At 65.0% G+C, this 25670-nt stretch carries 24 protein-coding genes; 8 read left to right on the top strand and 16 right to left on the bottom strand.

Translation table 11 applies throughout. The features are described from left to right. Positions 1 to 80: 80 nt before the first annotated feature. The 3 genes from CFB35_RS07585 (at position 81) to CFB35_RS07575 (ending at position 3764) form a co-directional block, all read left to right on the top strand. The gene (locus CFB35_RS07585; protein ID WP_059575710.1) at positions 81 to 905 is read left to right on the top strand and encodes a TetR/AcrR family transcriptional regulator; all 825 of its coding nucleotides are present in this window, start codon (positions 81 to 83) and stop codon (positions 903 to 905) included. Positions 906 to 1062: 157 nt separating this feature from the next. After that, positions 1063 to 2817, top strand: coding sequence for an AMP-binding protein (locus tag CFB35_RS07580; protein ID WP_059638784.1), 1755 nt, complete (start codon positions 1063 to 1065; stop codon positions 2815 to 2817). A gap of 29 nt (positions 2818 to 2846) precedes the next feature. After that, the gene (locus CFB35_RS07575) at positions 2847 to 3764 is read left to right on the top strand and encodes a DUF1571 domain-containing protein (protein ID WP_089464720.1); all 918 of its coding nucleotides are present in this window, start codon (positions 2847 to 2849) and stop codon (positions 3762 to 3764) included. Between the two features lie 26 nt (positions 3765 to 3790). On the opposite strand, the gene CFB35_RS07570 is transcribed toward CFB35_RS07575, so the two are convergent. Continuing rightward, positions 3791 to 4072: a hypothetical protein gene (locus CFB35_RS07570; protein WP_059638786.1), complete on the bottom strand. Its 282-nt coding sequence runs from the start codon at positions 4070 to 4072 to the stop codon at positions 3791 to 3793. Positions 4073 to 4367: 295 nt separating this feature from the next. Between CFB35_RS07570 and hfq the strand changes: the two genes are divergently transcribed. After that, positions 4368 to 4934, top strand: coding sequence for an RNA chaperone Hfq (hfq, locus tag CFB35_RS07565; RefSeq protein WP_012492570.1), 567 nt, complete (start codon positions 4368 to 4370; stop codon positions 4932 to 4934). Between the two features lie 81 nt (positions 4935 to 5015). Here the strand turns inward: hfq and CFB35_RS07560 are convergent, their stop codons facing one another. The 14 genes from CFB35_RS07560 to CFB35_RS07495 form a co-directional block, all read right to left on the bottom strand. Next, positions 5016 to 5723 carry a DUF2968 domain-containing protein gene (locus CFB35_RS07560; protein WP_059575718.1) on the bottom strand — a complete coding sequence of 236 codons (708 nt, stop codon included), beginning with the start codon at positions 5721 to 5723 and terminating at the stop codon, positions 5016 to 5018. A gap of 54 nt (positions 5724 to 5777) precedes the next feature. Then, on the bottom strand, positions 5778 to 7169 hold the full coding sequence (locus CFB35_RS07555; RefSeq protein ID WP_059575720.1) for a sigma 54-interacting transcriptional regulator: 1392 nt from the start codon (positions 7167 to 7169) through the stop codon (positions 5778 to 5780). 105 nt (positions 7170 to 7274) lie between these two features. Continuing rightward, positions 7275 to 9332 (bottom strand): pilus assembly protein TadG-related protein, encoded by a 2058-nt coding sequence (locus tag CFB35_RS07550; RefSeq protein ID WP_179231730.1) that lies wholly within the window; start codon positions 9330 to 9332, stop codon positions 7275 to 7277. A gap of 11 nt (positions 9333 to 9343) precedes the next feature. Beyond that, positions 9344 to 9673, bottom strand: a complete 330-nt coding sequence (locus tag CFB35_RS07545; RefSeq protein ID WP_059575722.1) for a DUF3613 domain-containing protein — start codon at positions 9671 to 9673, stop codon at positions 9344 to 9346. A 19-nt stretch (positions 9674 to 9692) separates the two neighbouring features. Further along, the gene (locus CFB35_RS07540) at positions 9693 to 10535 is read right to left on the bottom strand and encodes a tetratricopeptide repeat protein (RefSeq protein ID WP_059575964.1); all 843 of its coding nucleotides are present in this window, start codon (positions 10533 to 10535) and stop codon (positions 9693 to 9695) included. Positions 10536 to 10553: 18 nt separating this feature from the next. Beyond that, positions 10554 to 11546 (bottom strand): type II secretion system F family protein, encoded by a 993-nt coding sequence (locus CFB35_RS07535; RefSeq protein ID WP_089464719.1) that lies wholly within the window; start codon positions 11544 to 11546, stop codon positions 10554 to 10556. A 4-nt stretch (positions 11547 to 11550) separates the two neighbouring features. Then, on the bottom strand, positions 11551 to 12543 hold the full coding sequence (locus CFB35_RS07530; RefSeq protein ID WP_059575726.1) for a type II secretion system F family protein: 993 nt from the start codon (positions 12541 to 12543) through the stop codon (positions 11551 to 11553). Then, positions 12536 to 13909: a CpaF family protein gene (locus CFB35_RS07525; RefSeq protein WP_059575728.1), complete on the bottom strand. Its 1374-nt coding sequence runs from the start codon at positions 13907 to 13909 to the stop codon at positions 12536 to 12538. The genes CFB35_RS07530 and CFB35_RS07525 overlap by 8 nt, the downstream gene beginning before the upstream one ends. Positions 13910 to 13912: 3 nt before the next feature. Next, complete coding sequence (locus CFB35_RS07520; protein ID WP_059575730.1) at positions 13913 to 15187, bottom strand: fimbrial protein; 1275 nt, start codon at positions 15185 to 15187, stop codon at positions 13913 to 13915. A 60-nt stretch (positions 15188 to 15247) separates the two neighbouring features. Further along, complete coding sequence (locus tag CFB35_RS07515; RefSeq protein WP_059575966.1) at positions 15248 to 16579, bottom strand: type II and III secretion system protein family protein; 1332 nt, start codon at positions 16577 to 16579, stop codon at positions 15248 to 15250. A 65-nt stretch (positions 16580 to 16644) separates the two neighbouring features. Continuing rightward, a complete protein-coding gene (gene cpaB / locus CFB35_RS07510) occupies positions 16645 to 17568 on the bottom strand; it encodes a Flp pilus assembly protein CpaB (RefSeq protein ID WP_059575732.1) in 924 nt (307 codons plus the stop codon). 90 nt (positions 17569 to 17658) lie between these two features. Then, positions 17659 to 18105, bottom strand: a complete 447-nt coding sequence (locus CFB35_RS07505) for a TadE/TadG family type IV pilus assembly protein (protein WP_059575733.1) — start codon at positions 18103 to 18105, stop codon at positions 17659 to 17661. After that, entirely contained in the window at positions 18102 to 18602 is a 501-nt protein-coding gene (locus CFB35_RS07500) for a prepilin peptidase (RefSeq protein WP_059575735.1), read from the bottom strand. Before CFB35_RS07500 ends, CFB35_RS07505 begins: the two co-directional genes overlap by 4 nt. 97 nt (positions 18603 to 18699) lie before the next feature. Then, positions 18700 to 18918, bottom strand: a complete 219-nt coding sequence (locus tag CFB35_RS07495; RefSeq protein ID WP_059575738.1) for a Flp family type IVb pilin — start codon at positions 18916 to 18918, stop codon at positions 18700 to 18702. 678 nt (positions 18919 to 19596) lie between these two features. Here CFB35_RS07495 and CFB35_RS07485 point away from each other — a divergent pair. The 4 genes from CFB35_RS07485 to CFB35_RS07470 all read left to right on the top strand — a co-directional run bounded on the left by CFB35_RS07485 (position 19597) and on the right by CFB35_RS07470 (position 25108). Next, the gene (locus CFB35_RS07485) at positions 19597 to 21252 is read left to right on the top strand and encodes a collagen-like triple helix repeat-containing protein (RefSeq protein ID WP_059575740.1); all 1656 of its coding nucleotides are present in this window, start codon (positions 19597 to 19599) and stop codon (positions 21250 to 21252) included. 40 nt (positions 21253 to 21292) lie between these two features. Next, a complete protein-coding gene (locus tag CFB35_RS07480; protein ID WP_059575742.1) occupies positions 21293 to 22642 on the top strand; it encodes a collagen-like triple helix repeat-containing protein in 1350 nt (449 codons plus the stop codon). Positions 22643 to 22786: 144 nt separating this feature from the next. Beyond that, positions 22787 to 24472, top strand: a complete 1686-nt coding sequence (locus tag CFB35_RS07475) for a ShlB/FhaC/HecB family hemolysin secretion/activation protein (protein WP_059575744.1) — start codon at positions 22787 to 22789, stop codon at positions 24470 to 24472. 174 nt (positions 24473 to 24646) lie between these two features. Further along, the gene (locus CFB35_RS07470) at positions 24647 to 25108 is read left to right on the top strand and encodes a DUF2147 domain-containing protein (RefSeq protein ID WP_059575745.1); all 462 of its coding nucleotides are present in this window, start codon (positions 24647 to 24649) and stop codon (positions 25106 to 25108) included. Between the two features lie 110 nt (positions 25109 to 25218). On the opposite strand, the gene CFB35_RS07465 is transcribed toward CFB35_RS07470, so the two are convergent. Next, a complete protein-coding gene (locus CFB35_RS07465) occupies positions 25219 to 25629 on the bottom strand; it encodes a transposase (protein WP_059575747.1) in 411 nt (136 codons plus the stop codon). Between the last annotated feature and the right edge of the window lie 41 nt (positions 25630 to 25670).

Genomic DNA, 25670 nt, shown 5'->3' with positions numbered 1-25670 from the left:
ATCTTAATAAAAACGACTGTTTGAATCGAACAATCAAAATCACCTGTTCGCGGCCGGGAAACCGGCATGGGAGGCGGAACATGGCAGTAAGTCAGGAGGGGCGGCCATCTTCGGGACGGCCGTCCGGGGCCCGGTCATCCGGCACGCGGCAGACCGGCGGGACGAAGGCCCGCATTCTCGATGCGGCCGAGGATCTGTTCATCGAACATGGCTTCGAGGCGATGTCGATGCGGCAGATCACGTCGCGCGCGGCGGTCAATCTCGCCGCGGTCAACTACCACTTCGGCAGCAAGGAAGCGCTGATCCACGCGATGCTGTCGCGCCGGCTCGATCAGTTGAACCAGGAACGCCTCGGCATCCTCGACCGCTTCGACGCGCAGCTCGGTGCGCACATCACCTGCGAGCACGTGCTCGGCGCGATGTTCATTCCGGCGCTGAAGGCGTCGCGCAACCCCGAACGCGGCGGGCCCGGGTTCCTGCGGCTGATCGGCCGTGCATACACCGACCCTTCGCCGTTCGTGCGCAACTTCCTGACCGCGCACTACGCGAGCGTCGCGGGCCGCTTCTTCGACGCCTTCCAGCGCGCGCTGCCGCACCTGCCGCGCACCGAGCTCGGCTGGCGGCTGCACTTCGCGATCGGCGCGCTGTCCGGCGCGCTCGCGGGCGCCGAAACGGAAAGCCTGATCGACGAATTCTCGCAAGGCCGCACGATGAACGACGTGCAGATGATCGCGCGGCTGTCGTCGCTGATCGTCGCCGCGCTGAAGGCGCCGATGCCCGACAGCGCGCAACTGTCGATCTTCGCGGCCGTGCTCGACGACGCGGGCGCAAGCGAAGCGTTCGGGCTGCCGCAGTCGTGCGCGGCGACGACCGCCGAGACGGCCACGCTGCATTCCACGAACTGAGCGCGCGAGGCCAACGCGCGGCTGCCTGTTCACGATTTGATTGATACGCGCGGTCAGGCGCGGCGTCGAGACGCCCGCGCCGGCCAGCCGCGAAGCACGGGGCATGGGCACGCGCCGAAGCGCGGCCCTCGCCGAGAGCCAAGACCGGAGACACGTCATGTCATCTTCCGCAGCACCCACCTCGGCCCAGCTTCCGCCGAACACCGACGGCATCTGGTACGCGTCGTACCCGCCCGGCGTCCCGCACGAGATCGACGTCACGCAATACGCGTCGCTCGTGCAGTTCTTCGACGAATGCACGACCCGCTTCGCCGAGCGCGTCGCCTACGTGAGCGCCGGCGCGTCGATGACCTACCGCACGCTCGCGCGGAAGGTCGACGCGTTCGCGTCGTATCTGCAAAGCCTCGGCGTGAAGCCCGGCGACCGCGTCGCGATCATGCTGCCGAACACGTTCCAGTATCCGGTCGCGCTGTTCGGCGCGCTGAAGGCCGGCGCGATCGTCGTCAACGTGAATCCGCTCTATACCGTGCGCGAGCTCGCGCACCAGTTGAAGGACAGCGGCGCGCAGACGATCGTCGTGTTCGAGAACTTCGCGCGCACGCTGCAGGACGCGCTGCCCGAAACGCAGGTGAAGCACATCGTCGTCACCGCGCTCGGCGACCTGCTCGCCGACGGCTTCAACGCGAAAGGACGCCTGATCAATTTCGTGCTGAAGCACGTGAAGAAGCTCGTGCCGGCCTACCACCTGCCGCAGGCGATCCGGCTGCGCTCCGCCCTCGCGCTCGGCGCGCGCGGCAAGCCGCAGCCGGTGCCGACCACGCGCGACGATCTCGCGTTCCTGCAGTACACGGGCGGCACGACCGGCGTCGCGAAAGGCGCGATGCTCACGCACGGCAACCTGATCGCGAACCTGCTGCAGGCGAAGGCCTGGATCGCCGACCAGGTGTCGGGCGAGATCGAAACCGTGCTCACGCCGCTGCCGCTCTATCACATCTATTCGCTGACGGTGAACGCGTTCATCTTCATGGGGCTCGGCGGACGCAACATCCTGATCGCGAACCCGCGCGACATGAAGATGGTGATGAAGATCATCCGCCACGAGACGTTCACGGGAATCACCGGCATCAACACGCTGTACAACGCTTTCCTCGACAACGAGGAATTCCGCAAGCGCGACTTCTCGAAGCTCAAGCTCGCGATGGCGGGCGGGATGGCGATGCAGCGCGCGGTCGCGGAGCGCTTCCAGCAAGTGACGGGCCGGCCGGTGGTCGAAGGCTACGGCCTCACCGAATGCTCGCCGATCGTCACGATGAACCCCGTGGACCTGAACGACATGGCCGCGTTCAGCGGTTCCATCGGCCTGCCCGCGCCGTCGACCCTCGTGCGCTTTCGCCGCGAGGACGGCACCTGGGCCGCCATCGGCGAGCCCGGCGAGCTGTGCGTGCACGGCCCGCAGGTGATGCGCGGCTACTGGCAGCGCCCCGACGAGACGGCCAAGGTGCTGGATGCCGACGGCTGGCTCGCCACCGGCGACATCGGCGTGATGGACGAGCGCGGCTTCATCCGCCTCATCGACCGCAAGAAGGACATGATCCTCGTGTCGGGCTTCAACGTGTATCCGAACGAGATCGAGGAAGTGCTCGTGATGCATCCCGGCATCAGCGAGGCCGCGGCGATCGGCATTCCGGACGCGGTACAGGGCGAGCGGATCAAGGTGTTCGTCGTGCGCCGCGACCCGTCGCTCACGACCGAGGACGTGCTCGCCCACTGCCGCAAGAACCTGACCGGCTACAAGATGCCGAAATTCGTCGAGTTCCGCGACGCACTGCCGCAGACGAACGTCGGCAAGATCCTGCGCCGCGCGCTGCGCGACGAGGAACTCGCCAAACTCAATGCCGCGAAGCAGAGCTGAACGATCCATCGCTCCGGGAGACGCTGTCGATGAACGAAGGAATGAAACGCCGCGCGCGGCATGCCGCGGCGGCAGCCATCGCGGGCGTGCTGTCGCTCGCACAGGCAGGACTGCACGCACAGGAGACGGCAGGCGCCGCGAGCGCGGCACAGGAAGTCGCGCTGCCGGCAGACCTCGCGAAGGTCACGCACGAGCCGCTCGCGCAACAGGCGCGCTGGCTGCGCACGGCAGCGCAGCGCGGCACGCTCGCGCAACTCGACGACGCGACGCTCACGGCGCTCTTCAAGGCGCTGGACCCGCTCGCCGTGCCGCTTTACATCCGCAACGGCCCGAACGGCTATCCGTCCTACCAGTTCACGATGGTGCGCCAGGAGCGCATCGGCGGAAAATGGTCCGACACGCCCGACCGCATGCTCGTGAAGACGACCCGCGAACCGCTGCGCGTGTATGCGAAATGGCTGCCGGGCGGCGCGCATGCCGGACAGGAGACGATCTACGACACGACCCAGCGCAAGGACGAGATGTATGGCCACCTCGGCGGCCTGCTCGGCAAGATTCCGCTATGGACGGCGATCGACGGCGCGCTGGCGCGCGCCCAGTCGAATCATCAGGTGAAGGACCTCGGCACCGAATTCATCGCGAACCTGTACCTGGCCGAAGGGAAGAAATACCTGGAAGCCGGCGTGCAGCGCCCGACGGATGTCGAAGCCAAGACGATCGGCGGCGTGCGCGTCGTCGCGCTCACCTACGAAACGCCGACCGGGCGGCCGCAGTTCTATGCGAAAAAGGAAGTGCTCGGGCTCGATCTGCACGCACCCTATTTCCGGACCGTCGAGTCCTATGACAACGACGGCAGGATCTTCGAGCGGATCGTCATCGAGAAAATCGCGCCGACGCCGCTCGACGACACCGCATTCGACCCGAAAAACCCCGACTACGCGTTCTGACGCGCGCTGGCCGGCCGGTTTCGGGCTCAGTCGTCATCGTCGTCGTGGTGCCGATGCCGGTGCTTGTAGTAGTGCTTGCGCCACTTGCGGTAGCGATCGTCGTCGTCATCGCCGTAATAGCCGTACCCATAGCCCGGATAGGCGACGACGGCGGGTTGCGGCGCCACATAGACCGGCGCCGGCTCGACATAGACCGGCGCGACCGGTACGCCGATGCCGACCGACAGGTCCACATGGCCCGCCATTGCACTGCCCGAAACGAGCAACGCCATGCTCCCGATCATCCCTGCCACTTGCCTCTTGTTCATGCTCCGCATCCCTGATAAGCCGGCCCGCCCGGCTCGCGCGACCAATGTAAGCGCGGTGTGCGCGCCAAGGTGATACGGGGCGGCGAGAGTCGTAACGCGACGTAACCGAACGGCTTTCGCCGTTCGGCCGAATCGCGAAAATGCGCGGGAACGTCTATAGTGGGTTACGGTTCGACACAATCACGACTGCGCGCTTCGCTATCGAACAAGGTAGAATTCCGCCAAACACCATGTGGACGAACACGCCACACACACGCACAACATATTCTCTGACGCAGGCTCCTGCCGCACCTCAATGGCCAATCCCGCAGAATCCCATCCGCAAAACGACTTCATCAATTCGGCGCGCAAGGAACGTAAGCGTGTTGAAATCTATCTCGTCAACGGCATTCGTCTGACGGGGTGTATCGAGTCGTTCGACCAGTATCTGGTGATGCTGCGCACCCCCGTGGGTCTGCAAGGCATCTACAAGCGTGCGATTTCCACGATCCAGCTCGACACGGGCGGCTCGCGCCCGGGCGGCGGCCCCCGCGGCCCGCGCACCGGTGGTCGCCCCGGCGGCCGTGAAGGCGGCGGTCACAGCCCGTACGGCTCGCACGGCGGCCCGCGCGAATCGCGCGGCGACGGCGGCTACGGCTCCCGCGAGCCGCGTGAAGGCTACGGTTCGCGCGAACCGCGCGAGGGTTACGGCTCGCGTGAGCCGCGCGAAGGCTATGGCGCGCCGCGTGAGCCGCGCGAAAGCTACGGCGCGCCGCGCGATACCGGCGACGCATCCGGCAACGCCGCACCGTCGGATTCCCGCGGCGGCAACGGGCCGGTCATCGTGACGCGCCGCCGGCGAATCGTGCCGGACGGCCAGTAAAACAAAAAGGGCAAGCCAACCGGCTTGCCCTTTTCACTTGTACGACCGGCGCGGCACGTCGCCGCACCGCCGCTACCGCGTTCAGCGTGCCGTCGTCGGCAGGCCCGCGTTGGCCTCGCGCTGCAGCGAACGCACCTGCTGCTGCAACGCCCGCAGTTGCGACTGGAGCTGGGCCTGTTGCGCCTGCAGCGCCGCCGTTTCGCTCCGCACGCTCTTCTGGCGATCCGCCACCGCCGCCTGCTGCTGCCGGGCAATCGAGATGTCCGCCTGCAGGCGCCGCGCGCGGTTCTGCGCGACTTCGATCTGCTTGTCCATCTGCGCCTTCTGCGATTCCAGCTTCGCCGCCCGCAGTTCGTCGACGGCCAGCCGCTCGGCCTGGCGCGAGAAATCGCGATAGATCGCTTCCGCCCGCGTTTCGTCGTAAGTCTTGATCACGCGCCAGAACGCCTTCTGCTGGAACAGCGCGACGAAGTACGCACCGTCCTTGACGTTGAACAGCAGGCTCGCGCCATAGCTGCCGTTGTAGCTCGTGCGCATTTCCGTCAGCGAATGCGCCTGGATCTGCCGCTGCAAGTCGTCGACCGTGCTCGGCCCAGTCGTCTCGCCGGCCTGCGGCTGCACCGACGTCTGAGCCTGCGAGTCGATCACCGGAATCGCGGCCACCGGCGCCGACGCCGGCTGCACCGCCGACGAATCGCTGCCTGCCAGCCCTTGCGCGAACGCGCCGTGCATGCCTCCCACCATCGCGAGCACCATGCTCACCCGCCCCAACCCCGTCATATGGCTCATGAAGTTTTATTCCCGCCCGAGTCGTTGTAATTCACCGCGATTTTATCTCATTAATTACTCGCTTTCGCGGGTCTCGGGCTCTTCGTCGAAGATCTGGTATTTGCGCATTTTTTCCCACAACACCTTGCGGCTGATGCCGAGCTGCTGGGCCGTGTCCTGACGCCGCCAACCGTTTGCGTCGAGCGCCGCGATCACGCGATTGCGCTCGTTCATGTCCCACTTGCTGCGATCGACGAACACCTCGGCCGCGCTCTCCGCCGGCACCGGCTGGGCCGAACTGCGTGCGTGCGCGATCAGCCGCTGCAGCCGCGCGGCATCCCAGCCGCCCGTCTGCCGCACCGTCACGCCGACGCGCTCGGCGAGGTTGCGCAGTTCGCGCACGTTGCCGGGGAAGTAGCTGTCCGCGACCGAATCCGTGAGCCAGTACGGCAGATCGGACAATTCGGCGAGCCGCTCCGCGCCCACGACCTGCGCGACGAACGACTTGAACAGCGCGATCTTGTCCACTGCACCACGCTCCTCCAGCGACGGAATGCTCAGCTCGATCACCGCGAGCCGGTAGTACAGATCGGCGCGGAACAGACCGTCCTTCACGAGCTGCGGCAGTTTCTTGTTGCTCGCCGCGACCAGACGGAAATCGACCTTGACCGGCGCCGTCGCGCCGACCCGCAGCACGGCGCCGTCCTCGAGCACGCGCAGCAGCTTGACCTGCTGGTACAGCGGCAGATCGCCGACTTCGTCGAGGAACAGCGTGCCGCCGGCCGCCTGCTCGAAATAGCCTTTATGCGCAACAACCGCGCCCGTGAACGACCCTTTCGCATGGCCGAAGAACAGCGATTCGAACAGGCCGTCGGGAATCGCGCCGCAGTTCACCGGCACGAATTCGCCGTGCCGGTAGCGTGAATGCTTTTCGTGCAGCAGTTGCGCGATGCGCTCCTTGCCGACGCCGGTTTCGCCGTGCAGCAGCACGTTGGTGTCGCAGTCGGCGAACGTATCGACTTCGTGCAGCAGCGCCTGCATCGATTCGGAGTGCGCGACGAGTTCCGACGGCTGCAACGTTTCGGCCGCGTGCGCGCGCAGTTGCGTGACGAGCTTGCCGATCATGCCGCGCAGTTCGGCGCACGTGAAGTCGAGCGGCAGGATGTGCGAATACTCGGGCGGATACTGCGACGCGTCGTGGTCGCGCGCGGCGCCGACCCAGACCACCGGCATGCCGATGTTGGCCTGCCAGTCGCGCAGGAATGCCGCGCCGCCTTCGATCATCGTCACGCTGATGATCGCCAGCGACCGCCGCAACGCGGCGCGCTCGGGCGAGACCGTCGCGTTGTCGGCACGGATCACTTCGACGTCGAAGCTCGCCATGCATCGGGCGACACGGTCGACGATGTCCGCCTTGCCTTCCCAGACGTACAGGTCGAGCTCTTCGATTGCGGGCGTGGTTCTCATGTTTCGGGTGCGGCTTCAGTAATTGACGGGTTGCGTGGCGTGGCGGACCAGTAGCCGGATGCAGGCGGCCATACCGCCTGCTTCGGTAACGGCACGTTCAGGTGTTCATTGAACCAGCATGGGATCGCCGCATTTGATCGAATCCGGTGTGTTGGTGACATAGGCATTCCCCAGGCTCAGGCCAAGGAGCCCCGTGACGGAAGTCAGGAGCGAATCGATCGGTTGCAGGAGCAGCGGAACGAGTGTGTTCCCGAGCGCGCTCAGAAGCGGACCTAGCAGCTTACTCAACACCTGACTCAGTACTCCGCTCAGATCGATGCCAACTGCCTTCAACGCCGCAAGCAGTCCACTGTCACCCAGCGTCAACGACACGGTCAGACCATTATTCGTGATGCCTGTCACTGCGGGCGACAGAAACTGGTCCGTTCCGACGCCCAATGTGTACGGCGCCGGCGGATTCGGCGCAGCGGACGACTGCGGCCCGGGATACGAGAACAGCAACTGCGTCGGACTTTGGTTAGCGACGGGCACTGTCGTCATTTGCCCGGGCCGCAGGCCGATGTTGACCGAAATTGCGTTCAGGTCGACGATGCCGAGCGTCAGGGTCTTGACCAAGACCGCCAGCGTGGACGATAACCCGCCAAGGTTCAGCAGATTGAGCAGGCTGCTTAGATTGACGGACACCAGTTGAATCGGAGCCGCGCTGCTGTCGGGCGAATAACCCGACGGCGCAGAGAGATTGATCTTCGTACTTGAAGAACCACCGACATAGACGGCGACGACGCCGGTCTGTACGTTCACTGTCGCGCTTTTCGTACCGTTCGCAGAACAACTGACAGACGCCAAGCCGGCCGTGGCGGGCGCCACGTATGCCGTAATCGGCAATTGAACGGCGGCAAGCGGCGTCGCGCTACCCGACGGGCAACTGCCACCTGGAAAGACCAACCCGCCAGTAGGGCAGCTCGACAGCAGCGAGATCGACGTATTGAGGAACACGTTGCCCTGTGCGGTCGACGTGTTCGTTGTGCAATCGGATGTTCCGCAATTCGATGGCCCGGGCTGACCGCTCGCAGTGGACGGCGGATTGGCCCCCAACTTGACTGAACCCGAGACGGTCACGTTCAGCAGCGGTGACAGCACCGTAGGCGTCTGAACCGTGACGCTCGGAATGTCGACGGAATTCGTGCCGTTCGCGATCTGCAACGCCGTCGACAGCAAGCCGAGCGCATTGACGCTGGCGTTGACGGCGGAGCTTCCCGTCGCGGTCGCGGCGGAAACGAGTTGACCGAGCGCGATCTGCGGGCCGCCGCAGGCTCCGCCCGGACAAAGGGCGATGACCAGTGCGTTCAGCACCTTCAGGTTCGCCGCGGCCACGCCTTGCTGCGTCGCTGCCTGCACCGCGGCATTGGCCAGTTGACCGAGCGTCACGGTGCCGTTCAGCACGCCCGTACTGGTGCCGACCGGGAGATTGGCCAGAATGCCGGCCAGCTTCAAGTTGACTTGTGCGAGCCCCTGATAGTCGACCAGTTGAAGATTCAGCGCATTGTCGTTCGATCGGGTCAGCGCCTTGAGCAATTGGTTGGCCAATCCACCGTTCAACGCTGCAAGCGACGTGGTCAGCGTAAAAGTGTCGGTGGGTACGCTCTTGGCAATGGCAGATCCGCCAATCGTGACGCCACCGCGAAAAACCCCGTCGACCGGCTCGGTCACCGTGACGCAAACGGCGTTGATCGACTGGCCATTGACCGCTCCGGCCGATAGACCCGCGCACTGGTTTCCGCTGATCGAGTCACCCGACACCGGTGTGAACTGCGCGCTGCCACTGCCCTGGGGCGCGGTCCAGATGCCGCACGACACGGAAACTTTCGAACCCGCCGGCAATGCATTCGTCGCCGGGTTCGCGATTTGACTGGCTGCGGTCCTCGCCGCCTGACAAGTCGAGTCGGTCGTGACCTGAGAGACCGCCGACAACGCGGCCAGATCGGCCGCCGCTTGCATCCGGCGTCTTTCGGCATAGAAATGACCGACGTCGATCGCCCCCAGGATAATGATCGCGGCCAGCGCCCAGATCGTCGCCACGATCGCGACGCCACCGCGCTGGCGACTTCCGCCGGGACTGCCGGCGCTCCTCCGCCGCCCCGCGTGCGATTGATCTGCGCGCATGGTCATCCCGCTTATTGCGCGCCCTGCCCGCCGCCCGACATGCCACCCACTGCGCCGAGCTGCGAACTCATCGAATCCGGAATCTTGTTCTTGAACGAATCCAGATAGCGCTGGTACGCGAGCGACGCGACGTCGCCGAACACAGGTTGCGTCGGAGCCGCCGCGCGGTTGTCGCGTTGCATCGCGAGCCAGTCTTTGGTCGAGCGGCCGACCTCGGACGCACCCAGTGTCACGGCGTCTTGACCGTATGCGGCAGCAGAACCCGTTACGATGCAGACGATAGCGGCCAGCGCCGCCATCCGCCCCGCGCGTGCGCTTCGATTGTGTGTGTTGTCGTTCATATCGTTCCCCGATAGCTGTTCATTGCGCAAACCGTTGCAGCAGCGGCACAGTCTGGTCGTAACCGAAGTTGTTCGCCATCGGCGTGATCGCCGTCGTCGCGCCGGGCCGCGACACCACCGGCGGCGTCGCGATCGCGCGCTGCTGCGCACGCACTGCCGCGGCAATCTTCGCGGCATCACCATTGATGTCCTTGCGAATTTCCGGCGGCAGATGCTGCTGGTTCATCAGCCGTTGCGCATCCTGCGCACGTCCTGCCGCAAACAGATACAGCACAAGGTTGCTGACGATTTTTGGATTGCGCTGATCGAGTTCGGCAGCTTTCATCAGCGGCACTCGCGCGCCGACGACGTCGCCGCTGCGCAACTTCGCATAAGCAAGGTCGGACAGTAGCGACGGATCCGTCGGCGCGAGCTCCGACGCTTGCGTCAGCGCTTGCACCGCACGGTTGAAATCGCCTGCGGCGCCCGCAAGCAACCCCAGCCCGCGATAGCCGCGTGCCGCGAGCGGCGTCTTCAGCAATTGTCCATACACAGCGGCACTTGCGGCCGGCTGGTCGGTCATCCGCAGCGCGTCCGCACGCAACAGGATCGATTCCGGCATGACACCGTATGTCTTGTCATATGCATCGATGTGCGCGAGCGACGCGTAATAGAGTCCCTGCGCTTGCATGCGCTGAATCAGACCGAGATACATCCCCGGCGTATCGGGCACGGACTGCTTCTGATCTGCTGCTTGCATCAGTGCCGCACGCTCGGTCTGCGCGCCGACGCCATACCCGCTTTCCTTGGTCGCGCATGCACCGAGCAGCAGCGCCGCCGCCAGCATGCCCGCCCGGGTTACCGCTTCGCCGATTCGCTTCATCGTCTGTCCTTCCATCCTTCAATGCTGCGACGACAACGCGCGCATCACCGCCAGCATGCCCGGTCCCGCCGTCACGATCAGCAAGGCCGGCAACAGCGTCAGCACCATCACGCCCGTCATCTTTACCGTCAATCTGCCGATCCGTTCGCGCAGCATCGCACGACGCGTCTCGCGCAAACGATCGCCGAACTGCTTGAGCGGTTCCTGCACCGCACCGCCATGCTTGTCGACCTGAATCATCAATCGCACGATCGCGCGCAAATCCTCGTTGTCGAATCCACTGGACAGCCGCTGCAGCGACTGCTCGCGCGTACGGCCCGCGGCGAACTGACGCTGCGCGATTCCCACCTCCGACGACAAGACCGGCAGCATCCCCCGAAATTCGTTCGTCACGACCTGCAGGCTTTGATCGAGCGACAGGCCGACGCCTTGCAGCAAGCGCAACATGTCGACGAGTAGCGGCAATTCGTCGACGACGCGCTGTCGCCGCGACGCGGCGCGGCGCTGCACGTAGAGTTTCGGCAGCATGAAGCCGAGCCCGAAGGCAGCGCACATGCCGACCATCCAGATACTGCCTTTCATGCGCCCGCTCGCGAAAATCGCGAACAGCAGCGGCAACCCGATCCCGCATGCCACCCGCGCGCTCAGAAATAGCCCACGCGTGCGTGCATCGACATACCCGCACTGCTCCAGCAGGCGACGATCCTCTTCCGCGACGGCATATTTGCCGAATCCGGTGTCCAGCCAGCGCATGCCTGCCGCCGACAGGCGATCCAGCCAACGTTCGACGCGCCGCCCGCGACGCGCGTTGGCTTTCGCCTGCGCATCGCCATCCTGCGCGGGCCGCGCTTTCGCCGCCTCCAGTGCAGCCATTCGCCGATCCAGCGCATCGACCAATGCTCGTTCCGCCCGCGCCGCGGCATTCGCACGTAACGTCACGGCCATCCCGAGGAGCAGCACCCCGAGCGCGCCCACGGCCAACGCAATCGCCCCGATCTGAGTTGCTGTCATAGCGTCACCTGAGCCGAGCCATTCGATACAACCATATGCTGCCGACCACTTGAGCCAGGAACGCGATCATGAGCAGCGACCGCCCGCTCGGATCGCCCCACATCCCGTACAGATACTTCGGATTGGTCATCACGACAAAGCTCCCGATTGCGATCGGCAGCATGACGAGGACGAACGCGGACAGCCGCGTCTCCGACGACATCGCGGTCAATTCACGCTCGGCCTGCTCGAGATCGCGCATGAATACGGCCATCCGCTCGAGCATCACATCCGCACGACCGCCATATTTGACCGACAAACGCAACACCGACCCGACGAGCTCAAACTCTTCGGTCCGGTAGATCTTCGCGATGTGCATCATGGCGCGGTCGATCTCGATACCGCCGCGCAGCATCCGCGACACGACGTCGAGACAGCCGCGCAGCGGCTCCTCGGTCGTCAACAGTGACGACTGGAAAGCAGCCGGTACGCTGTTGCCCAGTGTCACGAGACGCACGATCCCGTCGAGGAACGACGGGATCTGCCGGACGATCTTCAGCCGTCGCCGCTGGATCCGCGACGCGAGCCAGACACCGAGTATCGCGCTACCGCAAATGATCGCCGCGCAACACGCCAGCATGCCGCCGTGACTGCCGGCGATGACCGCAGCCGCAACGAGCGCGGCAAGCGCGACGACCGCCTTGCCGCGCGCATCGTCTATCCCCGCACGGCTTGCGAGGTTGGACAGATATTCGGATGCGGTCGCATACCAGTGCACCCAAAAGGCATCCGACGATACCTGCCGTGCCGCTCCCGGCTGCTGTACGGCACGCACTGCACCAGCCGCCGGCGCACGCTTCGCCGGTGCGTCGACACGTGCGCCAGGCTCGAGCCGGCTGTCGATGAAACGCTTCGCGTCGGTCCGTACGCGCCGGGTCTGCGCGTGATGCCACAGCATCATCGCAGCCGCGACACACAGCATCGCGAGCGCCAGCGCCCACACCATCCCGCTATACATTGAAGCCCCCGCCGCCGCGGCCGAACCCGCCACCGCCAAAGCCGCCGCCACCGAATCCGGCATCGCCGAACCCACCGCTCGTCAGCGTCTGACGGAAGCGCGCAAGCTTCGGTGAATGCGGATGAATGCCCAGGGTTTCCCAGTGATCGACTTCCTCGCCCTCCGGCGTCACACGCGCTTCATAGCGGTAAAGCTCCTGGGTCGCGATGATGTTGTCGGACAGCCCGGTCACTTCGGTGATCGACAGAATCCGTCTCCGCCCGTTCGACAGGCGTCCTATCTGCACGATGAAGTCGATGGCGTTCGCGATCTGCCGACGCAGGCTCGACTCGGTGCCCTGGAAACCTGCAAAACCGGCAAGCATCTCGAGACGGTACAGACACTCGCGTGGAGAACTCGCGTGCACCGTGCCCATCGAGCCGTCGTGGCCTGTGTTCATGGCCTGCAGCATTTCAAGCACCTCGCCGCCGCGTACTTCGCCGACGATGATCCGGTCCGGACGCATCCGCAACGTATTGCGCAGCAAGTCGCGAATCGACACGATACCGGTGCCGTCGAACCCGCCCGGACGGCTCTCGAGCCGCACGACGTGCGGGTGGTTCAGCGACAACTCGGCCGTATCCTCGATCGTCACGACACGCTCGATTTCCGGAATATGGAACGCGAGCGCGTTGAGCAGCGAGGTTTTACCGGAACTCGTACCGCCCGACACGAGAATGTTGCAGCGCGCCTCGACCGCCGCCTGAAGCAACGTGTTGATCTCTTCGTTGAATGTCCCGTTACCAAGCAGGTCGGACGGCTTCAGCGGATCCTTGCGGAATTTTCGGATCGACACGACCGGACCATCGATCGACAGCGGCTCGATCACGACGTTCACGCGGCCGCCGTCGGGCAGCCGTGCATCGACCATCGGATTCGACTCGTCGAGCCGGCGACCGATCGGCGCGAGTATCCGCCGCACGATGCGCAACAGGTGCGCGTTATCGGTGAAACGCACCGGCAGCTTGGCAAGAATCCCGTGACGCGACACATACACGTCGTTGTAGCCGTTGATCAGGATGTCCTCGACCGCCGGGTCCGCCAGCAAATCCTCGATCGGGCCGAAACCCGCGAGTTCCTTCGTCAGCGCCTCCGCGATCGTCCGTACCTCGTTTTCATTGAGCGGAATGCGGCGCAGGCGCACGAAGCTGTCGATCTCGAGATCGACGAACTGGTTGATCGCCTGGCGGGACCATCTGCCGAACTCGGCGCCCAATTCTTCGATGCGCGTCAGCAAGTGTTCGTGCGCGGCATTCTTGATGTCGTGGAACTGCTGAGTCTGGGAGAACGGCGCTGCGCCGTCGGCAAATTGAATGTCGTGTGCCATCGCTTACGACCGCTTGGACAAGGGTTGAATGAAACGCTTCAGCGCGGACAATCCAGACGCCGGACCGGGTGCAGCCGGACGAATCGACACGCCCGGCAGCCGCGCGGCGAGCGACTCGAGCGCGCGCACGTACGGATCGCGCTCCGCCATATCGACGATGAGTCGCCCCTGGTTGGCCGCATGACCGATCGCGACGCGGCGCGACGGCAACGTGCCGGCCAGCGACAGCCCTAGCCGCTCCGCGATCTGCCCGGGCGTCAGATCGAGCGCGGGGTCGTACTGGTTGACGACGAGCCGCATGCGATCGGTCTCGACACCCGCATCGCGCAGCCCGGTGAGCAAATCGGCCGCCGATACGATCGACGCGACGCCCTGATCGCAGACGAGCCATGCTTCGTCGGCGGAGCTCGTGATTTGTGCCACGAATTCGCGATTCGAAAAACCGCCGAGGTCGACGATCTGCTGATCGAAGAATGCGCGAAACCGGTTCAGCAAACCGGCGCACGACGCGTACGACACGTCGCGCAGCGCGCCAAGATCCGCCGGCAGCGTCGTCAACGCAACGCCGCTCTCATGCCGGGTCAGCGCAGTATTCACGAAGGTCCTGTCGATGCGGCGCAGGTTGTGAACCGCATCGATGAAATGGAATTCACAGCGCGTATTCAGGAACAACGCGCCATCACCCGCTGGTAACCCGAGGTCGACGAGCGCGGTCTGGCGACCGGCCGGCGTCCCGCCGTTCGGCACGCCGCTCCCGTCCGGGCTCACCGAGCGCTTCTGCAACCATACGGCCAGATTCGCCGCGAGCGTGCTCACCCCCATGCCCGCACGCGCGCCGAGCAATGCAACGAGCTTGCCGTGGCGGCTCGCCGGCTCGCCGACGTTCTCCAGCAACCCGCGCGTGGTGCGCAAAGCATCTTCCGCCGGAGCCGACACGTCGATGAAATCGCGGACGCCGGCGCGCAATGCAGCGAGCGTGCTCTCCGGCTGTGCGAGCGAACCCAGCGCGACAATGGGCAGCCCCGGATGCGTGGCGCGAATCGCAGCCGCGGCAATGCTCGCCGCCGCGCTGCCGTCGGAGAAATCGATAAAAACGAGCGTCGGATTGAGGCCCGTAATGCGTTGCGCCAGCACACCCGGATCGAGCGATGCGGCCTCGACCGCGCCGGCCGATACGAGCGTATCGGCCAGCCAGCGGACATGTGCCTCATGCTGCGACGCACAAACGAAATAGTCGGTCACGGCGGGTTCACACAAGGATTGAATTCGCGCATTCATGTCGAACACCCCCGATTACACAAGGCGTGGCGTTGCATCGCAAGCCGCGAGACATTCCACTCATTTCGAAAATCCGGGAGCAGCGTCGGGCGACGCAACTCCGCCCAGATACGATTTCCAGACCGGCCCGTCGCGCTGCTCGGACAACTCGCCGGGCGTCGCGGGCAACACTGCACCCTTGGCAATCGGCGCAACGAGATGCGGCGTCACGATGATCAGCAGTTCCTTGTCGTTCTGCTGATAGCTCAGATTCTTGAAGAAGGACCCGATGATCGGCAGATCGCCGAGCAACGGCACCTTGCTCACGTTCGACATCGTCTGGCGATCGATCAGCCCGCCAATCACGAAGCTCTCGCCGTCGCCCAGTTCGACGGTCGTATCCGCGCGGCGCGTCGTAATGCCGGGCACTGCGACGCCGCTGATCGTCACGCTGTTCACGAAGTCGAGCTGACTCGATTCGGGCGCGACCTTCAGCGCGATCCGGCTCGGACTCAAGACCGTCGGCGTCAACGAGAGCCCGACGCCGTATTGCTTCCACTGGATCGCCGTCGAACCGAGCCCCTGCGGCGATGGCACCGGAATCTCGCCTCCCGCGAGGAAGCTCGCGCTCTGCCCGGACAGCGCGACCAGTGTCGGCTCGGCCAACACGCGCGCGAGATTGTTCGCCTCCAGCAGAGACAGGTCGGCAAAGATGCCGCGTCCGGCCGCGTTCACGACCAGGTTGAATGCGGACGCGACTGGCGATCCGAGCGTCGGAACGTATCCCCTGGTCCCCGGGCCCGACCCGCCGCTATAGGATTGCACGCCGCCCGGCGAAAACGATCCGAACGAAAAGCCGTTGCTTTGCTTGAAGAAATTGAACCCGACCTGCTTGAGCACCGAACGGCTGAATTCGACGACCCGCACATCGACTTGCACGACGCTCTTGCCGGGCACCGTCGAGCGGTCGATCACGGCGCCCTTGCCGCTCATGTTCTTGCCGACCGCGGCCGCACGCGCATGTGCCTCGAGCGACGCGGCCGAGCCTTGCAGCACGGCCGTGCCGCCGTATGCATTCACGCGCGGCGTAGCGCCGTCGAGCACGGCTTGCGCGGCCGCGTCGACCACCGCGACGTTCCAGATCCTTGGTTCATCGTGCCCGCGCTCCCACAGCATCACGTTGGTTGCGCCGGGAGCCTTCGCAGTGAGCAGCACGGAACCGGAGCGGCTACCCTTCATGATCAGCACGTCGGCAATTGCCGGATCACCGACTGCGACGCGCTGCAGCGTGCGGCCCGCCGAAATCTGCCGTTGTGCGCCGACGGCGAGTTCGATCGTAGCGCTCGCGCTTGCGAGCGAAGCGAAGGTCATGATGCAGATGGCAATCGCGAATGCAATCAGAGTGTTTTTCATCGTTTGGTAGACCGGCGCGCGGCCTTTTGCTTGTCGTCGCTGGTATCGATGGCCGTCGACCTGGTTCAATAAGCAACCGTTTCCGACCGGCCGCCGCGAATCACTTCGATGCCGCCCCCCCCGCTCGGCCGTACAGGCGGCGGCAGGTGCGACGGCAACGGAGGCAGGTTCGTACTGGCTACGGGCGTTCTCGGTGTGCCCGACAGTTGCTGCAGCGAGACGCCTGCTGCGGCCAGCGCCGACGGCGACAGCTTGTTATCCGTACGTACTGCGACCGTCTGCAGCGCAAGATCGTCGTCACGCGGGTTGCGCAATGCCAAGGTCAGGCGGCCGGTCGCCTCGCCGAGCGTCAGCGCATCGACCTGCGCGGTCGGCACCGCGAGCACCGCGATGCGGGCGCCGGTCGGTTGCCCATTACCACCGTTGTTGTTGCCGCTGTCGCGCTCGGCGGTCGCATCGCCGAACGACAGCACCCTGACCTTCGACAACAGAAGCCGCGCCTGTGTCTGCGAAACCTCGCCGTCAAGCATCGTGCTGCCGACTTCGCGTTTCAGGTTCAGGAACACGTCGACGAAATTTCCGGGCCGCAGGCGGTTGCCGACCGCGTTCGTTTCGTCGACCCGAACCGCAACCGCGCGCTCGCCGGGCTGCACGTCCTCGGCAAGCCCCGACACGAGTGCATCCGCAACGACCGGGGTCGAGGCCGGAATGTCGCGAATCGGCACGCGGCCAGCCAGCGCAGCGGGGTCGCTGAAAGCGCCTGCCGGTGCCGGCACCGTCGCCTGGATCTTCAGCGCATCGGCCGGGATCGGCTGTCCACCGGACAAAGCACGCGTTGCAATGACGATCGGCACCGCCGTTGCCGCCACCATCGGCTGTGCCGGCGTGGGACTTGACACGCTGCGTCCAAGCACCCATGCATAGATTCCGAGCAGAACCGCGATCGCAATCAGCAGCCCCGCGATGATCTTCGTTATGTTGTTGGCCATGTTGTCGTATGGATGCCGGATTGAATCCAATCAGTTTCTTCTTGTCGCGCGATTTGCACGTGACAGATCTATCGCATCATGATGCCCAACTCACAGCATCGACTGCGGAATTTGCACCACTGCCGTACCCGTCAGTGGTTTGGTCATGATCGTCCCGAGGAACGGCATGATCGTCATCCAGCTATCAGGCGTATAGCTCACCGTGACCGTCAGGCAGTACAGCAACGGCGTAGGCGTTCCGTTGTAGTTGCACTGCTGCGCCACCACGTTGGGCGGACTGCTGTTCAGCCAACCTAGAACGTTCTGCGTGGTCGTCTTGGCGTTCGCGACGCGCGTCGAGAGGTCCGGTGCATAAGCCAACCCAGCACGCGCGCCCTCGCTTGCAGCCAGCGTCAAGCTCTGCTGAATAAGGAAAATCATCCCGAAACTCAGAATCGCGTAAAAAATCACGAAGAACAGCGGAAACACGATTGCAAACTCCACCGCTGTCGCTCCACGTTGCCGTCGCCATCTCCGGCATGCGTTCTGTCGTTTCATCGCACGCCCCCGATTGCGACCAGATAGACCAACCAGGCGGCAGCCGGCACCGCGAGGCATGCGGCATAAGGCGTCGCGCGATACCCGCCAACTGCCAGCACTGGCGCGCGCTGCCGCCACAAGCCTCCGAGCGACGTGCGCGACAACAGCATCAGCACGAGCGCGTGCAGCCCTGCAGCCAGACTGGCAGCCACCCAGAGCCAAAGCAGCGCATGCGCACCGCACCAGATGCCGAGCACGGCGAAAATTTTGACGTCTGCTGCGCCCATGACGCGCAGAAGGAAAAACGGCATCAAACCGATCAGGCCGATCAGCATGCCGACCACTGCCTGATGCACGGAAATGCCAAATGGACTCGCGGCCACGCATGCAGCGCCGACCCCGCCGATTAATCCGGCCACGACAAGGGTGTTCGAAATACGGCGGAAACGAATATCGCTGACCACGACCGAGCCAGCCCAGGTCAGAAATATCCCGCTAAAAATGAGATGTTCCATCGCACCACGATCCGCAGCAGATGCAAGGGCGGGCGGATTACCGAGGTAGTCCGCCCGCTACTGCGCCACGACGACTTCCGGAAAAGAAGAAGTCGGCTTAGGTCGTCGGGGTTGCCCGAATCGCGGAGGCAGAACAGTTCGTAGACGAAGGAGACGACACGCACGTGCCGAGATTGGTGAACATGTTGCCGAGACTGCTGCCGATGTTCGTCACCCCGGCGACGATCGCGACAGCGATAAGACCCGCGATCAGCCCATACTCGATCGCGGTAACCCCGTCTTCTTCCTTAAGGAAACGCTTGATGATTGCTTTCATTTTATTCCTCGTGCCTGTATTTACGTTTTCTGGCCTTTTATACGTATACGTCCCCGCATATCTGGCCGTTTGCCCCGGACCGTTCGCCACATCTGCTGTAACGACAACCGGGTGCGCTTTCTTTATAGGTCGCCCCGAAGGGCATTGCTCACGATTTGATGCAAGTTAACATTCGCGATAGCGCTCCTCCTCGAACGTAGTGTACCGAACCGTACATACCCTTACATCTGCTCCGGATTCTATATCCGATCCTATTTGAATTCCAACCTCTTTTAACCACTCTGCCGGAAAAAAATGACCAGGAGCACAACGTATTTGTACGGCGTTTCGGTACGACTTACACATAGGATTTACGATAGGTTAGATGTGCACACCTAATCCACCAGTAAAACAATTGCTGCGTCCACCAAGCCCGTGTGGGCCCCGCGTTACGCCCCGCGCGTAACGCCATTGTTGTGACGTTACGTTACGAAACGGGCGAAACCGTTCTCATTCCCTTGCACTTAAACAGATTCAACAATCTTTCAATTTCCGGAACTTCCTTTTCCGACAAGGAATTGCCTCGTTTAAAACCTGTTGCCGAGCCGTTGGGCATCGAAGTGGCACGACAGTTGCAGAGTAGTCCTCGCACCACTCAACACAACGCAGTTCACAACACACTTCTAATGCGAGGACGAAATGGACATTAAGGTTATCCCTCATGGCGTGTTCCGGACGACTCTGATCGCGGCCACCGTTGCAGCCATGCTTTCCCTCTCCGCGTGCGGCGGCTCCGGCTCCATCAGCCAGGGCCTCGGCGGCGGCTCGAGCTCGGGCGGCGGCGATACGATCTCCACGTCGGGCGGCAATGGCTCGAGCGGTACGTCGGGCACGAGCGGTACGTCCGGCACCAGCGGCACCTCGGGCACGAGCGGCACGTCCGGCACTAGCGGGACCTCGGGTACGAGCGGTACGTCGGGCACCAGCGGAACTTCGGGCACGAGCGGTACGTCCGGCACGTCGGGTGTATCGGCGAATCCAGTGGGAAATGTCCTCGCAAGCACCGGCAACATCATCACGAATGCCGGCGGCACCGTCTCCGGCCTCGGCTCCGTCATCGGCAGCCAGACGCTGCCGGGCGTCAATCCGGCCACCACGCAAGCCGCGGGCGGCATCGTACAAAGCGTGGGCGGCGCGGTTACCGCCCTGGGCAACGGCCTCGGCAGCGGTCTCGGCCAGCTCGGCGCGACGAAGGATCCGGTCGGCACCACGGTTGCCAGCACCGGCGGCGTGGTCAATCAGCTCGGCGGCGCAGTCACGCAAACGGGCAACCTGGTCACGAGCCTCGGCAGCGGCCCGCTGTCGCCGCTCGCGCCCGTCACGGGGGCCGTCGGCGGCCTCGTCTCGACGCTCGGCGGCGCCGTCTCGAACGGCGGCACCACGCTCACCAACGCGCTGTCGACCGGCCCGATCCAGCAAGTCACGCAAACGGTCAGCTCGGCCATCACGCCGATCACGACGATGGTCGGCCAGACGACCCAGACGATCGGTTCGGCAACCGGCCTCGGCGCACCGGTCAACACGCTGCTCGGCACGGTCGGCAACGGCCTGAACCAGGCCGGCGCCCTGCTCGCATCGACGGGCGGCAACCCGGTCACCACGGGCCTCGGCAACACCGTCTCGTCGACCGGCAACACCGTGAAGGCGGTCGGCGGCCTGCTCACGGGCGGCACCGGCGGCGTGACCAACCCGCTCGCTCCGCTCACCGGCATCGTCTCGACGGTCACCGGCGCCCTCGGCGGCGCAACGGGTGGCGGCAGCGGCCCGCTCGCGCCGGTCACGGGTCTCGTCTCCACGGTCACCGGTGCACTGGGTGGCGCAGCAGGCGGCAGCGGCGGCCCGCTTGCGCCGGTCACGGGTCTCGTGTCCACGGTCACCGGTGCACTGGGTGGCGCAGCAGGCGGCAGCGGTGGTCCGCTCGCGCCGGTCACGGGCCTTGTCTCGACGGTCACGGGTGCACTGGGTGGCGCAGCAGGCGGCAGCGGTGGTCCGCTCGCGCCGGTTACCGGTCTGGTCTCCACCGTGACGGGCGCGCTCGGCGGCGCAGCAGGCGGCAACGGCGGCCCGCTCGCCCCGGTTACGGGCCTCGTCTCCGCGGTCACCGGCGCACTCGGCAGCGTAGCGGGCGGCGGTAATCCGATTGCCGCTCCGGTCCCCGCTGTCACCAGCACGGTTGGCGCACCGGCACTGAGCGGCGGCACGGGTGCCGTCACGAACTCGGGTTCGTCGTCGAATCTGCTTGCGCCCGTCACGTCGCTGATCGGCGGCCTGCTCGGCGGCACGCACGGCAAGTAATCCGACATCCATTCATCGAAAAGACAGCGAGGAGTCCATCATGTCCCAGCAACGTTCCATCACGGCCGCCGCCCTGCGCCAGTGGCGCGTGCCCCTCACCGCCTTCGCCGCGGCGTGCCTGCTGGCCGCCTGCGGCGGCGGCGGCGTCAGCTCGCCGCCGACCAGCAGCAACGACAACAACAACCCGAGCACGAGCGGCACGCCGGGCACGAGCGGCACCAGCGGCTCGTCGACCGGCACCAAGGGCGTCATCAGCACGGTCGGCCAGACGGCCAGCGACCTCGGCAGCACGGTCGGCAACATCAGCCTGCCGGGCCTCGGCGACGGCGTGACGAAGGGCGTCGGCAGCACACTGGCGAGCACCGGCACGATCGTCGGCGCGGCAGCCGACGCGGTGAGCAACGGACTCGGGCAGATCGGCTCGACGAAGGACCCGGTCGGCACCACGGTGGCCGGTCTCGGCAACGTCGTCGGTGCCACCAGCAACACGGTGTCCGGCCTGAGCTCCACGGTGAAGGCGCTGGGCACGGGCCCGCTGGCACCGCTCGCGCCGGTCACGACGCCGGTCGGCACCGTGCTGGACACGGTCGCCAACGGCCTGACGGCCGCCGGCACGACGATCGGCTCGACGCTGTCGTCGGGCGCCGTGCAGCAGGTCACGCAGCCGATCAGCTCGGCGATCACGCCGCTCGTGATCACCGCCGGCCAGGTCACGCAGCAGGTCGGCACAACGACCGGCCTCGGCCAACCCGTCTCGGGCCTGCTCGGCCAGATCGGCGGCGCCATCAGCTCGGCCGGCAAGCAGGTCGGCGCAACGTCGAGCCAGCCGCTCGTCGGCGACGTCGGCCAGCTCGTGACCGCGGTCGGCAATACCGTGACCAACGCCGGCGGCCTCGTCAATCCGAACGGCCCGAACGGCGCGGCACCGATTCCCGGCCTGATCACGAGCCTCGTCGGCGGCTCGACGGCAACCGTCCAGAACGGCTCGTCATCGGGTTCCGGTTCGACGAACCCGCTCGGCGGCCTGTTGTCGGGTCTCGGCTCGACGCCGCTCGGCTCGCTCACGGGCGCGCTCGGTGGTGCAACGGGCGGCTCGGGCAGCAGCCCGCTCGCACCGGTCACGGGCCTCGTCTCGACGGTCACCGGCACGCTCGGCGGCGCAACGGGTGGCGCAGGCAGTGCAAACCCTCTCGCGCCCGTCACCGGTTTGCTGAATACTGTCACCGGAGCAGTGGGCAGTGCGGCAGGGTCCGGGGGCTCGAGCCCGCTCGCGCCCGTCACGTCGCTGGTCGGCAGCGTGTCGGGTACGGCATCGTCCGGCAGCGGTTCGACGGGCCTGCTGGCGCCGGTCACGGGGTTGCTGGGTACGCTGGGTAGCGTCGGCAAGTAAGGAGGACGGTCGCGTCATCGCAGCCGGAGCGAATGACGCGGCCGTACCAACACGCCCGGCATGGCGGCACGCGGCGCGCGACACCCTGGTGTCGCGTGCCGGCATTACAAAGAAGACGAAAAGCAAGGCCTACGAGGAAGAACAATGAAATCCAGACTCGACAGATGGATGATGCTGCTCGCCATCGCGGCAGCAGGCACGGCACAGGCACAAACGCGCGTCGGCGGTAACCCGCTCGACTCCCTCCCCCAGATCAACGCACCGAAGACGGGCCCGAACGTCACCGTTCAGGTCGCGCCGCAGGCCCCGCAATTGCAGGAGCTGCTGTCGCGGCACCTGACGCCGAAGACGTTCCAGGTCGAAGGCGTGAAGTCGATACCGTTCGAGGAAATCACGCGCCGCTTCACGCCGCTCGTCGGCAAGGACATCACGATCGGCGAGCTGATCGAAACCGCCAACGGCGTGACGAAGCTGTATCAGGAACGCGGCTACGCGCTGTCGTTCGCGTTCGTTCCCGCGCAGACGTTCGAGAACGGCGTCGTGCGCATCACGGTGGTCGAAGGGTATGTGTCGGACGTCAAGGTCACCGGCAAACCCGGCGCGATGGAACCGAAGATTCGCGCGATTGCCGCGCACATCACGGCCGATCGTCCGCTGCGCCGGGCGACGTTCGAGCGCTACGTGAACACGTTCGGCCTGCTGCCCGGCCTCACGGTGAAAGCGAACGTCCCGCCGCCGCAAACCACCGACGGCGCGACGACGCTCGAGCTCGCAGTCGATCGCAAGCCATTCAACGTCAGCACGGGGGTCGACTTCAACCACCCGGGCGTCCAGGGTCTCATCACCGCGACCGAAAACGGCCTTACGCGGTTCGGCGAGCAGTTGAGCATCTCGGCGCTCGCACCGCCGGGACGCGACAAGCAGACCTACTTCGCGTTCAGCGGCGCGCTGCCGGTCGGCAGCAGCGGCCTGATCACGCGTCTCGATGCGAGCACGTATCGCGGCAAGCCGACCGACAACCCAGGCCTGCCGTCGTCAGTCGAGCGCACGGTCAAGAACGAGAAGCTCGGTCTTTCGGCGTCCTATCCGATCTTGCTGAACAACCAGCGCAGCCTGCTCGGCACCGTGTCTGGCTATGCGTCGCACAACGAAGATCGTTACCAGAGCAAGATCAACGGCAACAGCATCGACACGCGCTCGCAAGTCCGCGTGCTGCAGATGCAGCTCGACTACACGAGTGTCCAGCCGAAACAGGTGCAGAAGCTGAGCGTCAACGTCGCGAAGGGCTTCAACATCCTCGGCGCATCGAAAGCGCAGGACATTACCGTCGGTACGACGACGACCTCGGTGGACAGCCCGATCTCGCTGACTTTCGTTCGCACCGGCGCGACGTTCACGCAGACGAACGAATGGCCGTTCCGGATCGGCACGTCGGTTTCGCTGACCGGGCAATACAGTCCCGACTCGCTGCCGACGTCCGAACAGATATCGTTCGGCTCGACCCGTTACGCGCTCGGTTACCAGCCGGGCGAAACGTCGGGCGACTCGGGCTGGGGGATGTCGCTGGAAGTCAACCGCGGCTTCACGCCGGGCTGGACGTATCTGAAATCGATCACGCCGTACATCGCGTACGACATGGCCCGCGTGTATCTGCACGCGGGCACGCCATCGCCGAACCGCATGTCGTCGGTCGCCGTCGGCGTGCGGCTCACGGACAGCCGCTACTACAGCCTCGATCTGAACGTCGCGAAACCGGTGGGCGATGCGCCGGTCGAAAGCGCGTCACGCAGCCCGCGCATCAACGCCGCGTTCTCGTATCAGCTCAACTGATCGGTCACCCAAACCACGAAACGGCCGGCGCGATGCCGGCTGTTTCGATTAGAGTCCCCTCTATCAAACGTAGCGTGCTGTTTCACGTATTCTGGCGAAGCTCGCAACATGCCCGCCCCATGCAGACGGTCGTGCGAGCGAATCGAACAGACATGCAAAACAAGGAGGAAGACAATGATTCAACTGACCCGCCCGTTGCGTGCAATCGCCATCGCCGGCGCCCTGCTCGCGAGCGCAGCGCCCACGTTCGCACAGGCCGACAGCCCGATCGGCATGTGGCAGACGATCGACGACAACACCCATCAACCGAAGGCACTGGTACAGATCGCCGAGGACGGCGACGGCTCGCTGACGGGCAAGGTCGTCAAGGGACTCGGCGCGAACGATACACCCGATCGTCGCTGCACCGCGTGCACGGACGAGCGCAAGGATCAGCTCATCAAGGGCATGACGATCATCAAGGCGATGAAGAAGGACGGCGACCACTGGGACGGCGGCAACATCCTCGACCCGGAGAACGGCAAGGTCTACAAGTGCAAGATGACGCTTGAAGACGGCGGCCAGAAGCTCGTGGTGCGCGGCTACATCGGCGTGTCGCTGCTGGGCCGGTCACAAACCTGGGTTCGCCAGCAATAACGCGGTACGCGCCCGAACGCGCGATTAGCACGACTCAATAAAAAATCGGCCTGCGACGACGTCGCCAGGCCGATTGCTTTTGGTGCGCGCACAACGGAAACCGATGGTCATCACGCTGCGTGCTTCATCGCATCCGGTGCATAGCTGCCCGGTGCGCGATATGCGGGCGCCGCGTTGCTGCGCGCCTGCGCCGCCTTCGATTGCGTGTGCTTGCGCATCCGCGCGGACAGTTCATTGCAAAGATTCATGCCGGCGTCGCCATAGAGCTCGCGCATCACGTTCATCAACGTGCCCGTTTCGTGCCATACCTTGAAGCGGCGATGACATGTTTGATACGACGGGTAACGGCGCGGCATGGCCGACCACGTTGCGCCGCTGTAGATCACCCACAGCACACCGTTCAGCACGGCGCGTGTATTGGCTAACGGCCGGCCGCGCAACTCGGTGCGCGGCTGCATTTCGGGCAGAAGCGGCGCGACGCAGCGCCATTCGTGGTCGGTCAAATCGCGATACGGTGTCATGGACATCTCCAGCCTTAATAACCATGACACCACAATATCCG

This window comes from Burkholderia sp. AU16482 (assembly GCF_002223285.1).
Classification (GTDB): domain Bacteria; phylum Pseudomonadota; class Gammaproteobacteria; order Burkholderiales; family Burkholderiaceae; genus Burkholderia; species Burkholderia semiarida.
Note: the sequence above shows the minus strand (reverse complement) of the source record. Positions and strands in the feature narration are given on the sequence as shown.